The 14,022-nt window shown below is 50.6% G+C and carries 15 protein-coding genes; 12 read left to right on the top strand and 3 right to left on the bottom strand.

The window, feature by feature from the left end; translation table 11 throughout:
- Nucleotides 1–33 precede the first annotated feature (33 nt).
- The 8 genes from DNK57_RS06715 (at nucleotide 34) to DNK57_RS06680 (ending at nucleotide 7,230) form a co-directional block, all read left to right on the top strand.
- A complete protein-coding gene (locus DNK57_RS06715; protein ID WP_192962192.1) occupies nucleotides 34–477 on the top strand; it encodes a pyruvoyl-dependent arginine decarboxylase in 444 nt (147 codons plus the stop codon).
- A gap of 18 nt (nucleotides 478–495) precedes the next feature.
- On the top strand, nucleotides 496–1,338 hold the full coding sequence (locus tag DNK57_RS06710; RefSeq protein ID WP_192962191.1) for a bifunctional fructose-bisphosphatase/inositol-phosphate phosphatase: 843 nt from the start codon (nucleotides 496–498) through the stop codon (nucleotides 1,336–1,338).
- Complete coding sequence (locus DNK57_RS06705) at nucleotides 1,335–2,186, top strand: NAD(+) kinase (RefSeq protein ID WP_192962190.1); 852 nt, start codon at nucleotides 1,335–1,337, stop codon at nucleotides 2,184–2,186. Before DNK57_RS06710 ends, DNK57_RS06705 begins: the two co-directional genes overlap by 4 nt.
- 11 nt (nucleotides 2,187–2,197) lie before the next feature.
- Entirely contained in the window at nucleotides 2,198–3,511 is a 1,314-nt protein-coding gene (cfbE, locus tag DNK57_RS06700) for a coenzyme F430 synthase (protein WP_192962189.1), read from the top strand.
- A gap of 114 nt (nucleotides 3,512–3,625) precedes the next feature.
- Nucleotides 3,626–4,495, top strand: a complete 870-nt coding sequence (hemC, locus tag DNK57_RS06695; RefSeq protein WP_084126193.1) for a hydroxymethylbilane synthase — start codon at nucleotides 3,626–3,628, stop codon at nucleotides 4,493–4,495.
- Nucleotides 4,492–5,448, top strand: coding sequence for a Gfo/Idh/MocA family protein (locus DNK57_RS06690; protein ID WP_192962188.1), 957 nt, complete (start codon nucleotides 4,492–4,494; stop codon nucleotides 5,446–5,448). The genes hemC and DNK57_RS06690 overlap by 4 nt, the downstream gene beginning before the upstream one ends.
- A 9-nt stretch (nucleotides 5,449–5,457) precedes the next feature.
- Complete coding sequence (locus DNK57_RS06685; protein WP_048175547.1) at nucleotides 5,458–6,066, top strand: orotate phosphoribosyltransferase-like protein; 609 nt, start codon at nucleotides 5,458–5,460, stop codon at nucleotides 6,064–6,066.
- Nucleotides 6,067–6,366: 300 nt separating this feature from the next.
- Entirely contained in the window at nucleotides 6,367–7,230 is an 864-nt protein-coding gene (locus DNK57_RS06680; RefSeq protein WP_192962187.1) for a UbiA family prenyltransferase, read from the top strand.
- 146 nt (nucleotides 7,231–7,376) lie between these two features.
- Here DNK57_RS06680 and prf1 read toward each other — a convergent pair whose 3' ends face one another.
- The gene (prf1, locus tag DNK57_RS06675; protein ID WP_048175549.1) at nucleotides 7,377–8,600 is read right to left on the bottom strand and encodes a peptide chain release factor aRF-1; all 1,224 of its coding nucleotides are present in this window, start codon (nucleotides 8,598–8,600) and stop codon (nucleotides 7,377–7,379) included.
- Nucleotides 8,601–8,753: 153 nt separating this feature from the next.
- Between prf1 and pyrH the strand changes: the two genes are divergently transcribed.
- Together pyrH and DNK57_RS06665 are read left to right on the top strand one after the other, a co-directional pair.
- Nucleotides 8,754–9,428, top strand: coding sequence for a UMP kinase (gene pyrH, locus DNK57_RS06670; protein WP_192962186.1), 675 nt, complete (start codon nucleotides 8,754–8,756; stop codon nucleotides 9,426–9,428).
- Between the two features lie 50 nt (nucleotides 9,429–9,478).
- Complete coding sequence (locus DNK57_RS06665) at nucleotides 9,479–9,667, top strand: DUF2116 family Zn-ribbon domain-containing protein (protein ID WP_048175551.1); 189 nt, start codon at nucleotides 9,479–9,481, stop codon at nucleotides 9,665–9,667.
- 5 nt (nucleotides 9,668–9,672) lie between these two features.
- On the opposite strand, the gene DNK57_RS06660 is transcribed toward DNK57_RS06665, so the two are convergent.
- Nucleotides 9,673–10,152, bottom strand: coding sequence for a DUF308 domain-containing protein (locus tag DNK57_RS06660; protein ID WP_048175552.1), 480 nt, complete (start codon nucleotides 10,150–10,152; stop codon nucleotides 9,673–9,675).
- Between the two features lie 124 nt (nucleotides 10,153–10,276).
- Nucleotides 10,277–11,056 carry a sulfite exporter TauE/SafE family protein gene (locus tag DNK57_RS06655; protein ID WP_192962185.1) on the bottom strand — a complete coding sequence of 260 codons (780 nt, stop codon included), beginning with the start codon at nucleotides 11,054–11,056 and terminating at the stop codon, nucleotides 10,277–10,279.
- Between the two features lie 97 nt (nucleotides 11,057–11,153).
- Here DNK57_RS06655 and DNK57_RS06650 point away from each other — a divergent pair, with 97 nt between their 5' ends.
- Together DNK57_RS06650 and DNK57_RS06645 are read left to right on the top strand one after the other, a co-directional pair.
- Nucleotides 11,154–12,140 (top strand): hypothetical protein, encoded by a 987-nt coding sequence (locus DNK57_RS06650; RefSeq protein WP_192962184.1) that lies wholly within the window; start codon nucleotides 11,154–11,156, stop codon nucleotides 12,138–12,140.
- A 13-nt stretch (nucleotides 12,141–12,153) separates the two neighbouring features.
- The gene (locus tag DNK57_RS06645) at nucleotides 12,154–13,911 is read left to right on the top strand and encodes an MJ1255/VC2487 family glycosyltransferase (RefSeq protein WP_048175555.1); all 1,758 of its coding nucleotides are present in this window, start codon (nucleotides 12,154–12,156) and stop codon (nucleotides 13,909–13,911) included.
- Nucleotides 13,912–14,022: the final 111 nt, after the last annotated feature.

Raw genomic sequence — 14,022 nt, 5'->3', positions numbered from 1 at the left:
GGAATTCAGTAAGCTGATCATGAAGTGATTGTGATGAAGGTTGCTATAACATCAGGTACCGCAGAAGGACCCACGAAGCTCAACGCCTTTGACAACGCACTGCTTGAGGCTGGAATTGGAGACGTGAACCTGATAAAGGTTTCAAGTATACTTCCAAGGAACACGAAGATAGTGGAGCTCCCGGAGCTTGAGCCGGGATCAATGGTGAACTGTGTCCTCTCACACAGGGTTTCAGAGAGAAGGGGGGACATTATATCTGCCGCTGTTGCTGTGGCCACCTCCAGCGACTTTGGATGTGTCGTTGAGAACTCCGGCGTCAACATGGACCCCGAGGATGTGAGGAGCGAGGCCATCTCAATGGTAAGATACATGATGTCGGTGCGGGGCCTTGAAATAAAGGAATTAATAGTAGAAGAGACAAATCATGTTGTCAAGAAATGTGGTGCTGCTGTATCAGCCGTCGTATATCTTGATTAAACTCAGGAAGGGGGTTGAATGGAGGAATCAGATATCTACTACTGGAAGAGTGTTGCTATAAAAATGGCTGACCAGGTCGAGAGGGCCGTATCCCCCCTTGTGGGGACAGAGGATGCTGGGGAGATAATCAAGATGGGTGCCGACGGTACACCCACCAAGCTCATAGACCTTGTTGCAGAGGATGAGGCGGTGGGTGTCCTTCAGAGCACAGGTAGGCCGGTTACAATAATAAGCGAGGAGATAGGCGTCCTCCACATAAACATGGATGGGGATGAACCAGGGATAATCTTCGTTGTTGACCCCCTTGACGGTACAAGCAACGCCATAAGGAACATACCCTTCTACGGGATATCTGTGGCCGTGGCAGAACGCCACCCGGGCGGTGCAGCCCCAACACTTAACAACGTCATGATGGGATTTGTCAAGAACTTCGCCACAGGTGACCTCTACTGGGCAATAAGAGGCCAGGGGGCATTCCTCAATGAGAAACCGATAAATTCGTCCCCACAGAGCTCCCTGGACAGGACATCACTGGGGGCCTTCATATATGGCACGCGTTTCAGGAGGGTGGACAGCATCTGCAGGGTGATCAGGAGGATGCGTATCCTGGGATCCGTGGCACTGGAACTTGCCTACGTTGCAAGCGGTTCCTACGACGCCTTCATGGACCTCAGGGAGAATCTGCGGATAGTGGATATAGCCGCATCCAAGCTCATCGTGGAGGAGGCTGGTGGTGTGGTGACAAATGAGAGGGGCGGCGAAATAGAAGGCCCCCTGAACGTTAAGGCAAGAACATCCCTCGTTGCAGCTGGAAACCTGGAGCTCCACAAGAAGATAATGCAGACCCTGGAGGTCATATGATGCGCATAGGGATAATAGCCCGCTTTGATGTTCCAGAGGCCGTTGAAATGGCTGGAGGGGTGGCATCATTCCTCCTTAACAGGGGGGTTGAAATTACAGTCGACCTTAAACTCACAGAGGAACTCCCCCATCTGAGGGAATACAGGGAAGACATAAGGAACATGGAGGCCGACATTATACTCACCATCGGCGGGGATGGGACGATACTCAGGACCAGGAGCCTCATAGAGGATAAGGAGATACCCATACTCGGCATAAACATGGGTACGGTTGGTTTTTTAACTGAGGTTGACCCTGAAAATGTGTTCTCAGCCCTTGAAGCGGTCCTCAGGGGTGAATACGCCGTAGAGGAGAGGACTCTCCTGAGTGTCTACCACAACGGTGAGCTGCCCTCCGCCCTCAACGAGGTCGTCCTCATGACCCGCAGGCCAGCCAAGATGCTGCATATAGAGATATCTGTTGATGATGAGGTGGTTGAGGAGCTCCGGGCCGACGGGATAATCATAGCAACACCAAGCGGCTCAACAGCCTACTCCATGTCGGCAGGTGGTCCCATAGTTGACCCCCGGGTTGAAGCCTTCCTCATAGTGCCGATATGTCCCTTCAAGCTCAGCGCAAGACCCCTGGTGGTCTCAAACAAGAGCGTAATCCGGGTTAAACTCCTCAGAAAGGGGAAGAAGGCAATCGCCGTTATCGACGGCCAGTATGAGGAGGAGATCAACCACATGGATGAGGTCATATTCAGGAAGTCAGGGCGAAAGGCCCGCTTCGTGAGGCTCAGCAAGGACTTCTACAGGAAGGTCCGTGAGAAGCTCATAGAGGGCGGAATAGACTCTATAAATGGTTGAAGGCTGTTTAAATGGAATCTGAAATTGTAAGGCCCCTCGTGGCTGACCTCACCCATGGGGGTGTCACCATAGCCCTGGAGATGAGGAAGTACTTCCCTGAGGTCATGGCCTGGGACTTTTACGGCACACTCGATGATGATGACCGTGAACTTCTGATGGAAGCAGGTATCCGTGCCGTTGAAGGGCCTGTCAGTGGATCCACAGTAATAGCACCTGTACACTGCCCTGTCAGGTCAGATCTAAACCACCATGAGGTAACCGGATGGCTCCTCAGTTCCTGGAGGAGGGAGAATAGGGTGCCGGTGGTTGAGGTGACAGGTGTTAAGGGGAAAACAAGCACCGTGTGGATACTCCTGAGTATAATGAAGGGCCTTGAACCCCTGGTCCTCAGCAGTCTGGGATCATGGGCAGGTGATGAACTCCTCAGGCGGGATATAAGCATAGCCCCGGCCAGCATAATTGAGACCGTGAACCTCGCGGAGCACCATGATTACGGTGCAGCCATCTTCGAGGTCTCCCTGGGTGGGACAGGCCTGGCAGATGTGGGGGTTCTGACGAACATAGCCGAGGACTACAGTATAAGGAGGGGGACCTCAAGGGCCAGCAGGGCTAAGGAGCAGATATTCAGAAGCAGACTGGTCTGCTGCGAATACGGTGCATTCAGGAGGTACTACAGCAACTTCAGGGACAGGACAAACACCTTCTCGGTGAGGGACGCTGAGGCCACACTCCACGTGGAGGAGGTGAAATACGGCCTTGAGTCAACAGAGGCCATCATCCATGCCAGGGGACTTAAAACCATTGAGGGGAACCTCCTGGATACAGAATTCCAGATTCAAACCTTTGCACCGGCAGAACACCAGCTATCAAATGTTATTGCAGCTGCAGGAGCCGCCCTGACCCTCGGATTTGATGTTGATGATGTTCAGAGGGGTGTTGGAGCCTATCATGGAATCCCTGGCAGGACCTCCATGAGAGAGCTCAATGGCACCACAATAATAGAGGAGATAAACCCTGGCCTCAACGTCCGGGCCATAGAGTACACCCTCCAAATGGCTGAGGAACTTCCAGACCCTGTGGTCATACTGGGGGGGAGATACGGGGTTACCTGTGAGGAGATAGATGAGTCCCGGCTTTCAGGGATACTCAGCGATTATGACCTTAACTTCATATTCACCGACGAACTGGGGTACAGTATCATGAGGAAAACCGGAGGGTATGGTATCTACTTCAAGAAACCTGAGGATGCCCTGCGGGTGGGGCTAAATCATCGTACAGTGGTTCTCATTTACCGCTCGGAGTATGGCGACCTCACAAAAAGGTAAAAAGTTGATGGTAGTCATAATTACATGATTTTTAATAAACCGGAGTTTTTGAAAAGTTATATAATAGGATACAATAAATTTCTCAAGTGATTAACGTTTACTGGAGATGATTCTTTGATAGCTGGAACAAGGGGGAGTCGCCTGGCGCTTGTCCAGACGAACCATGTCATCGAGATGCTCAGTGAAGTCTGCGAAGAGAAAATCGAGAAGAGGATCATAAAGACAAAGGGCGACAGGATAAGGGATTCCCAGCTCTACAGCATGGACTCCAGGGGTCTATTCACAAGGGAACTCGACATCGCAGTCCTTAACGAGGAGGTGGACCTTGCAGTCCACAGCCTGAAGGATGTCCCCAGTGACCTGGACCCTGACCTTGCGATTGCAGCCGTGCCGCCCAGGGAATCACCTGCAGAGGTCCTTGTATCCCGCCTTGACTGGGACGAGCTCCCCCCCGGTTCCAGGATTGGAACCAGCAGTCTACGAAGGGAAGCATTCTGCAACCATCACCAAAAAAATTTTAAGATGGAGCCCCTAAGAGGAAACATAGATACAAGGATACGGAAGGTTATGGATGGAGAGGTCCATGCAACCATAATGGCCGAGGCAGGGCTGAAACGTCTTGGACTTGAAGAGTACATTAAAAGAAGGTTCCCACTGGAATACTTCACACCTGCCGCCGGTCAGGGAGCCCTCGCGGTTGTGACAAGGGCTGACAGTGAATTGAGGAGCTCCATAGAGAGGATAACCCACCATCCATCCCGGCAGGAGGTCACAGCTGAGAAGACACTCCTCAGGGAGCTCGGTGCAGGTTGCCAGTGCCCCCTCGGTGTCATAGGAAGGGCCACTGGAAACCAGCTGACCCTCTACGCTGTACTTCTAACCAGAGAAGGTGAGATGCTCAGGAAGGTAACCGCTAAGGGGTCTCTTGCTGAAGCAGAGGATATAGGTAAAAAAGCCGCCAAAGAAATGGAGGATTATATTTGAGACAGATAAATGTGGGTGTAATCGGCGTTGGAGCCATGGGTTACAACCATGCCAGAGTTTACTACAGACTTAAAAATGCAAATCTTATGGCTGTGTCAGACATCATGAAGGGAACGCTTCAGAAGGTCGCCAACAAGTATGACACCGTTGGATACGTGGACTATGAGAACCTCCTGGAGATACCCGAGATAGAGGTCGTCAGTGTATGCGTGCCAACCACCCACCATTACAGAGTGGTCATGGATGCCCTTGAACATGACAAGCACGTTCTCGTTGAGAAACCCATCGCATTCACCCTCGAGGAGGCAGAGGAGATGGTAAAGACGGCGCGCAAAAGGGGTCTGAAGCTGGGTACCGGCCATGTTGAAAGGTTCAACCCCGCCGTCCAGAAGGCCAGGGAACTCATTGAGAATGATGTGATAGGTGACGTGGTCTCTGCATCAGCAAAGAGGGTCGGACCGTTCCCTCCAAGGATAAAGGATGTTGGGGTAACCATCGACCTTGCCATACACGACCTCGATGTGATGCACTACCTCTTCAGTGAACCCGTTGCAGAGGTCTACGCTGTTATGGGGAGCATACTAGAGAAGTGTGAGTACGAGGACCATGCCGAGATAATGACAAAATTCAAAAGCGGAATCACCGGGATACTCGAGGTTAACTGGCTCACACCCTACAAGAGGAGGAAGCTGGCCATCACAGGGACTGATGGTATAATCAACGTTGACTATATAGACCAGAGACTGGATGTCTATGGTAAGTTCGCCCAGGACGTGGATATAAAACATGAGGAACCCCTGAAGAATGAGATCAAATCATTCCTCATGTCTGTTATAAATGATGAGGAGCCTGAAATAACAGGTGAGGATGGTATATACGCCCTCAGGACTGTGCTTGCAGCCATGAAGTCTGCGAGGGATCACAGGCCCGTGAAGGTTAATGGTGACATTTGAGGTGCTTGTATGGAAAATGAACTTATAAGGAAGGCCCAGGAGCTCAGGAGCAGAGGATTTACCACAGGGGAAATTGCAGATGAACTGAACGTGTCAAAGGACACTGCAAGGTGGCTTACACTTCAGACAACAACCTCTGTTTCCAGTAAGGAGGCCCCTGTGGATTTTGCAATCAACTGGGAGAGCCTGGGGGGCAGTTCATCCCGTATGAGGTATGTTTCAGCTGCCATGGCAGACATGGCCCTCAAGTATGGTGTTGCAGATGTTGTTCTTGGCATCGCCATAAGCGGTGTTCCCTTCGCAACGCTGATGGCCGATGTTATGGGTGCTGAAACTGGACTGGAAACCTCACTTGCAGTTTTTCACCCTGTAAAGCACAGGAAGGATGAGGGTGCAGAGGGAGCCATAAGCAGTAACTTTGCAAAGGTCAAGGGTAAGAGGGTCGTTGTTGTTGATGACGTCATAACAAGCGGCCGAACCATAGCTGAGGTGGTTGAGGTCCTCAAGAATCAGGGAGCGAAGCCCATAGCCGTCACGGTCCTAATAGACAAGAAGGGCATATCAGAGGTTGACGGTGTGCCTGTTGAGTCACTCATAAGGGTGAGGAGACTCGGCTGAGGAGTTCACTTCATCACCCCACCTCTTATCTCACAGAATTTTTTTGCATATCTAATTTTCCATTTAAAGTGTGGATATAACCTCCAGCACTGATTTTTCCCCCTACTTAATCTCATAATTGTCAGATAAGGGTTTCAGCATGCCTCGAGGGAGATCACCTTTTTATCCGCATAATCGATGCCCATTCAGAACCTCAGGGCCATGAACTGAAAAATTAATCATCAAATCCCCTTCAAGCTGGAATATTTTTTCTAAATTATATGGATAGTGGTAAGTTTTCATGCCCACATAGTTAATACTATGTCAGTCCATCTATATGAAACCGGATCTCTGAAAAACGCGACATTTTTAAGGGAACTCTTTTTTGCCCTGAAAAACCTTTTAATCCATGGGGGGTTTCTCCCGGCGCTGTGGGGGCCATCACTCCTTGTGGCATCATCAGTTCTCCTTGAAAGCCACTGCAGCCCCCTAAGCTGCGGGGTATCCTTCATGCTGCCCCTTACAGTCTACGCCTATGACTACCTTGCTGACCTCGATGTGGACTCCCTGACGAACTCTGATAGGTCAGAATTCAATCGTAGATGGGGTAAATGGCTGCTGGCAGCCTATGCAGGAGCCCTTCTGGCGCTGCTACTGATCTGTATGGATCCGCTGATCATGGCCCTCACAGCTGCACTCTTCATTATGGGGATCATGTACGCAGGATTCTTCAAGGGTCTCACAAGGTACATGACAGGGTTCAAGAACATCTACCTGGGCCTTATATGGAGTTCATGGACAACCATACCTGCAATGGGCGGATCCCACCCTGCACAGGCCCTGGTCTTCATCTTCATGTTCCTCAAGGTGTATGTGAACACAGCCTTCAGCGACTACAAGGACGTTGAATCGGATTCCCTGAAGGGCCTCAAAACCCTCCCGGTAGTCTTCGGTGAGAACAGCCTGATGATCCTGCAGCTCATCAATGCACTTGGAGCTGCCATCCTCAGCCTTGGGGTTCTCACAGGGATCATCCCCTGCATAGGCGTGGTTGCGGTGATCCTCTCAGTGTACACCGCCCTTTACCTGCACCTGAAACCCTTCATGGATATAAGGACAGCGACCCTCATAGCGGACCTCGAGGGACCCCTTCACCTCCTGCTTGCCGTGGGGGTCATCTCCTGAAGGTGGATCCCACAGAATCAGAACATTAGGAAGAACAAAAAAACTTAAAGGTCACCGCGTAACAGTGGATCCCACAGAATACAGTGCCACACAGTGATAGAAAAAAGGGGATCATTCAAGGTACTGAATCACAGAAATGTGCAGAATCAGGGGCGGTACCTCAGTATCGCCCCTATACCTCCAAAGGCCCGCAGAAGCTGCATTCCCTCCTCGGTCTCGGTTGATATGATTTCAACCTCAGTCCCCACCTCCTCGGCCATCTCAACGAGGTCGTCGATCATGTCTCGCCTATCTGAGAGCCTCATCTGATCGTTGCAGCTGGGACAGGTTTCAGTATCAGGGAGGTCCTTACCGGTCTTCTCCATCCTGTGTCCGCAGGATGCGCACTCATAGGTCCCCCTCTGGTACTTAAGGTCCTCTGACAGGAGAAGAATCTCAACTGCACCCATCTGGAGGTGCTGTCTAACCTCCCTTTCACCGTAGGAGGCGAGACCATCCTCATTGATGAGTTCCCTGAGGAACCTCTGGACAAGCTTCTTCTCCCTCATAACATCTATTTCACTTAAAACATCCATTGACTTGTCTATGACCTCCCTTATACCGAATTCCCCTGTGTAGGATGTGTCCACAGTCGTTATGACCTTCTTCTTGAGTTCATGGTGAAGGTAATCGCCGTTGAGGAACTCCTCCTTTGTGTGGCCCGGTCCTCCGAGGATTATCCCCTTAAGGTCATCTATCTGGAGGAAGGCCTCATTCATGTGATCCCCTATCCTCTTGAGGAACTCGTGGGCGGCAAGGTCTATGAGCCTGTCGAACCTCCTCTGGGACTGTCCACCGGCCTTGTGCTTACCTGGAACCCCACTGGTGAGTGTCTTGAGTATGTCTATCCTCTTACCCTTCAGGGTTGCGATGGTGGCCTCCTTCCTGTCAAGGACAGCCAGACCATAGGTTTCCTTCTCCTCAAGCATCTCCCTCAGCGGTTCAAGGTAGAACTCGGAGTTGCAGTGGTATATGTATGTCTTGATGGGTTCCGGGGGCTCGAATACGTAGGTCTCCATCTTCTCTGTGCCAGGGCCTCCCCTGGGCACCATGCCAACGAACATGACCAGTCCCTTCTCGGGTGGTTTCGGGAAGAGTTTGAGCCTCTGCATTATCACCTCAATGGCTGACTGGACGTTCTTCTTCGTCTGTTTGCTCTTTATGTTGGCACTCTGACTCAGTTCCTCCCTCATATGCTTTGCAACGTCACTGATCTGTCGGTCGGGGGGTATGTATACCGATACAAGTTCCGTCCCCCTGCCCCTCTTGTCTGAGAGTTCCTGGAGGATCCTCTTGAATTCGAAAAGCTCCTTGGATGATGGTTCGCTCACTATGAATCACTCCTCATGAAAATGATAAAATAAACTGTAAATGTATATGGGGCGGGGTAATTATAAAGTTTACTGGAGGGTGGGAGAAAAATGTATAAATGGATTCAACCATAACTCGAAGGGAAGAGTCAACTGATTTTATGGTGGACCGTTATGAGAATCGTGATTACCATTGGAGGATCAATCATCATAAGTGAATTCTCCCATGAGATGTTCAGGGCCTATGCTGACATCCTGAATTCGCTGAGGGATGAACATGAACTATTTGTGGTTGTGGGGGGAGGAAGACCCGCCCGCGACTACATAGGGGTTGCCAGGGAACTGGGAGCCAGGGAGGCCCAGTGTGATGATATAGGCATAGATGTGACCCGCCTGAATGCCAGGCTCCTGATAACCGCCCTGGGTGATAGCGCCTACCCTGGGGTTCCGGAGAACTTCAGGGAGGCCCTCGAGGTTTCTGCGACCGGCAGAATAGTTGTAATGGGTGGCACCGAACCAGCGCATAGCACAGATGCTGTCGGGGCCATACTAGCTGAAACCGTTGGGGCCGACCTCATGATAAACCTCACCTCTGTGGATGGATTCTATGACAGGGACCCGACGAGGTACCCTGAAGCCAGGTTTTACCCTGAGATCACCGCCAGTGAGATGCTCGAACACCTAAGGGACTCTGATGTGAGGGCAGGTACCTATGAGTTCTTTGACCACACAGCCCTGCATATGATAAGAAGGTCCGGTATAAGGACCCTGATAGTGAACGGTAACGACCCGGAGAATCTCCTCAGGGCCATTGATGGCAGGATAGGCACCACAGTTATCCCAGAATAACCGTCAAAGTATCTTTTATCTGTAATCAAAATTTAATGGAGGTAATAAGCATGGTTGAACCACACAAGCACTGCCCTGTATGCAGCACGCCAATACCCATGGATGAGGTGACCTGTTCAGAGAGGTGTCAGGAGATCCTCCTGAAAAATCAGCAGAGGGTCAGGAGGACACGGACAATATTCTACCTGGTATTCGCCCTCTTCATTGTGCTCTGGGTTGTACTTTCAATTAAAAGGTGAAGAGTTTATGGGGATCTGAGTACAGCCACCCCATAAACTATGAGTATCACGCCCACAGCCAGACCCACAAACACCGGGTTGAATGAGAGTGCGCCAATAAGAATGTATATTACCCCCAAAATGGCGCTCATTAGACCCGCATTTCTTTTCAGGTAACTCTGGGAGCCTGCTGAGAGTATCAGCATTGCAGCCACCAGGAGAAGGATCCCTGTAATGTAAAGCCAGGCCCCTGCAAGTTGATTTATCAGGAAGACCCTGAAGGCCAGCATGAGGCCAACTGCCAGTGTTATAACCGCAAAGACCATCCAGAGCACACCCACCTCCATGTACCTCCGCCCCCTGATTGCATTTGCAAGCATCCAGACTCCAAGGGCAGAGAGCACAATGCCCGTCAGTATGCTTATGGCCGTCACACCTGAGACAGGTGATACCAGAAATACAATACCCAGAATAACCGAAAGGAGACCCATCCATTTTTTCAGCATCATCTCACCATTCTATGGATATGTTCATCTGATTTTATATATTTTTGTTAATCTCTTCATCATTGACAAATCCCAGAATCCACCCATTACACCTAGTCGCCCATCAAAAGCTACACGCAGAGCCTCAGAGAAGCATCCTCAAACCCGTGCAGATTAAGAGGATTATGAAGATGTACCTTATGTACCTCACATCAACCCTGTGGGCGATTAGAGCACCAAGCCTTGATGCTGGGACGCTCACAACAATCACAAGCAGGAACTGGAGGAGGTTAACATATCCCACAGTGAATGGACCCCCGGGACCTGTTAGGATGTAGGAGATGGTCCCTGATGCAGCCGTGAATGCAATTACAAGGGAGGATGTGCCAACGGCCTCGAGGACATCAAAGCCCGCGACCATCACAAGGAGCGGTACAAGGACAACACCACCACCGATACCCAGGAGGCCTGAGAGGAAACCCGTGAGGAATCCAAGGGGGGCTGCTACATTCCTCTTAACCCCTGAAGGCGGAATTCTGGATGATAGGAGGAGTTGCAGTGAAACAAGGATGAGTAAAACACCGAATATTCTTTTTAGGAGCTCTGCAGGTGAGGCTGATGCTGTGAAAACCCCTGCCACGCTACCGCATGCGCCGAGAACACCCATGGTGATGCCAGTCCCTGGATCAACACACCCCCTCCTGTAATGGGAGTGGGCTCCGCTCAGTGCCGTTGGAAGTATTATGGCAAGGCTGGTGCCGAAGGCCGTCCTTATGGCAATATCCGGTGGTGTGCCCCCTGCCTCCATTAGAAAGAATAGCACCGGGGCTATTATGAAGCCGCCGCCAACTCCAAGAAGGCCCGTTGCAAGTCCAACCAGAAGTCCTGTGAATAGAAGTGCCAGCACATAGATCAATGGATCCATAAACAATTCCCTGTCCCCTTTATACCCCTATAATTTATAAGTGGAAAGTTCCATATCTCACCCTGTTAGTTATTAAATTTCTTCTGGGTGAATAAATTTGAGATCAGAGAGGTTCATGGCAGCAGGCATAGTCTTCATTGGGGTGGCGGTCACACTCATGGTGACAGACCTGCTGGATCACATCATAACACCCATCACACACGTGTTCCTCATGGGCTCATCAGAGGGTAAGGACGTGATATTCTTCACCGTCATGGGTAGCATGTTCCTCCTGGCACCCCTCTTCAGGGGGGACGGGTTGCTGGGGAGACTTGCACGCCTTGATAAGAACACCTACCTCCACATCGCAGCCCTTCTGGCCTTCATCACGTACCTCACAGGAATTGGAGTTGAGATACTTATACGCCTCAGAATGGGTGTATCCCCATTCACAACATTCATATCAATGGATCCGCCAGCATCGACCAGTATAACCCACTCACACGTCTTCAAGGCCAGTTTGAGTCCCCTGACGGGTCTCATTGTTCCGGCATCATCAGGGATCCATACCGGTTCTTCCCTGGCAGGTTACATCCCCTTCCTCCTACCCATGACCCTCACGGTGATCCCGGTGATCTATCTCATGGGCCTCCTTTCAACAGGTGACCGGCGGGACTTCCACGTTGCAATAGTGATATTCGCCACAGCCACGACCATAATAGGGATAATAGATGGTGGACTGTTCTCAACCCCCGCACTTACAGGTCTATCAGGTATTCTCGGCATGAGCGCCCTCAGGGTTCCCTTCAGGCCTGGCAACCTCAAGGTCCCCACCATCATAATAGCAGGGCTCATAGCCGTGCGCATACTCCTGGGGATCCTTGGATCAGTCCCGGAGTACTATGAGGTCACCATCCTCGACCCATCAGGCAGCCCCGACCTTGAGGGACTGCATGTCCTCTCAGAGGAGAATATGGGTGATAGAATCATCCTAAAGCTCTCATCAGACCAGAACGAAATGGAACTCCTGGATAAACTCACACGTCGCCTTGATGGCAGGTGCCATGGTTTCTTCATGACATGGAACTTCTATTCATTCTTCTAGGGAGGAACAGGGAATGAAGCTCAGCATAATCATACCAGCATACAACGAGGAGGAATATCTTCCAGGACTCCTTGAAAGCATAAAGAAGCAGGACTTCAAGGATTATGAGGTTATAGTCGCAGATGCAAACTCCGATGACAACACGAGAAAGATAGCGGAAGAATATGGTTGCAGGGTTGTTGATGGGGGTATGCCCGCGGTGGGAAGAAACAGGGGAGCTGCTGCTGCCAGGGGCGAGCTGCTGCTGTTCCTGGACGCTGACCTTGTCCTCACCGACGGCTACCTCAGGGATGCTGTTGAGGAGTTTGAATCAGAGGACCTTGGAATCGCAATAACCCAGATGATACCCATATCAACCAGGAGGCGCGACAAGATACTGCATGAATTTGCCAACAGATTCATGATACTGGTTGAATCCATAAAACCCCATGGGGCTGGATGCTACGGCATACTGACACGCCGGGAACTCCATGATAGGGTGGGTGGATTCGATGAATCCCTGGACTTTGGAGAGGACACAGACTACATTGAAAGGATAGGGAAGATAAGCAGGTTCAGGGTCCTCAGGAAACCCAGGGTACTGGTATCCATAAGGAGACTTGAAAAGGAGGGACTCAAAAACCTCGCATTCAAGTATACCAAGAGCACCATTTATGACTTCATGGGGAAGAGGGTCAGTGCAGGTGACCTTGACTATGAATTCGGTCACTCAAAGAGGAAAAGGAGGGTCCTATACTCTGTCTGCGGTGAGGGCATGGGTCATGCGATACGCAGTGGTGTGATCCTTGATAAACTCACAGAGGACCATGAAGTCCTCATATTTGCAAGTGACCGCGCATATAGGTACCTGAGCAGTAAATTCGATAACGTCCATGAGATATATGGGTTCAACACCGTCTACGAGGATAACAGTGTAAATGATGTTAAAACCTTCATGAAGGCCATGAAAACCTTCCCACGGGACCTCAAGGAGAACCTCAAACTGCTCTACAGGACTGCGAGGGACTTCAGGCCGGATGTTGTGGTCTCTGACTTTGAGTTCTATGCCAGTCTTGTGAGTAACATGCTCCGCATCCCCCTCATAAGCATCGATAACATGCACGTGATAACCCAGTGCCGTATAGAGTACCCTGAGAGGTTCCGCAGGGATAAGGTGAAGGCAGAGGCCGTTGTGAGGTCCTTCATTGTGAGACCCCGCCGTTATCTGATAACCAGTTACTTCTTCCCGGAGGTTAAAAACCCGGATAAGGTGTCCATGTATCCCCCTGTACTCAGGGAGGAAATAAGAAGTCTCAGACCATACTATGGGGACCATGTTCTGGTATACCAGACCAGTCAGTCAAACAGGAAGCTCCTTGAGGTTCTCAGGTCCATTGACAGGAAATTCCTTGTCTATGGCTTTGACAGAGAGGGTGTTGATGGAAACCTCACCTTCAGGAGATTCAATGAGGACCGGTTCTTCAGGGACTTCGAGTCTGCAGCGGCGGTTATAACAAATGGAGGCTTCACCCTTATAAGTGAGGCCCTCTACCTCAGGAAACCCGTCTACAGTGTTCCTGTGAAGGGGCAGTTCGAGCAGATCCTGAATGCAGTTTACCTTGAGAAGCTCGGCTACGGTGAGTTCCATGAGGAAACTGAAAGGGAAAGCCTTGAGAGGTTCCTTGGCAGGCTGGATATTTACAGGAGGAACCTTGAGGACTACGATGGTGGTAACAACGAGATCATAGAAGCCCTTAAGAGGACAATAGATGAGTGCTCCGGGGGATGCTAAAAATCGCTATTTTTAAATATTTAAATGAAAACCGGGGCCTCTCCAGAATCAAAGAATCAGTGAAGTGGCAGGAACAGATGCCGGTCAAAAAATTTGCAGATAATAGAAAAA

The sequence above is a fragment of the Methanothermobacter thermautotrophicus genome (assembly GCF_014889545.1).
Lineage (GTDB): Archaea > Methanobacteriota > Methanobacteria > Methanobacteriales > Methanothermobacteraceae > Methanothermobacter > Methanothermobacter thermautotrophicus_A.
Note: the sequence above shows the minus strand (reverse complement) of the source record. Positions and strands in the feature narration are given on the sequence as shown.

Bases quoted from the DNA above. Each gene is read 5' to 3' on its own strand.
- DNK57_RS06685 (WP_048175547.1), top strand. From the start codon at position 5,458: ATGGAAAATGAACTTATAAGGAAGGCCCAGGAGCTCAGGAGCAGAGGA.
- DNK57_RS06705 (WP_192962190.1), top strand. From the start codon at position 1,335: ATGATGCGCATAGGGATAATAGCCCGCTTTGATGTTCCAGAGGCCGTT.
- cfbE (WP_192962189.1), top strand. From the start codon at position 2,198: ATGGAATCTGAAATTGTAAGGCCCCTCGTGGCTGACCTCACCCATGGG.
- DNK57_RS06660 (WP_048175552.1), bottom strand. From the start codon at position 10,152: ATGCTGAAAAAATGGATGGGTCTCCTTTCGGTTATTCTGGGTATTGTA.
- DNK57_RS06665 (WP_048175551.1), top strand. From the start codon at position 9,479: ATGGTTGAACCACACAAGCACTGCCCTGTATGCAGCACGCCAATACCC.
- DNK57_RS06715 (WP_192962192.1), top strand. From the start codon at position 34: ATGAAGGTTGCTATAACATCAGGTACCGCAGAAGGACCCACGAAGCTC.
- pyrH (WP_192962186.1), top strand. From the start codon at position 8,754: ATGAGAATCGTGATTACCATTGGAGGATCAATCATCATAAGTGAATTC.
- DNK57_RS06680 (WP_192962187.1), top strand. From the start codon at position 6,367: ATGTCAGTCCATCTATATGAAACCGGATCTCTGAAAAACGCGACATTT.
- DNK57_RS06655 (WP_192962185.1), bottom strand. From the start codon at position 11,056: ATGGATCCATTGATCTATGTGCTGGCACTTCTATTCACAGGACTTCTG.
- DNK57_RS06645 (WP_048175555.1), top strand. From the start codon at position 12,154: ATGAAGCTCAGCATAATCATACCAGCATACAACGAGGAGGAATATCTT.
- DNK57_RS06710 (WP_192962191.1), top strand. From the start codon at position 496: ATGGAGGAATCAGATATCTACTACTGGAAGAGTGTTGCTATAAAAATG.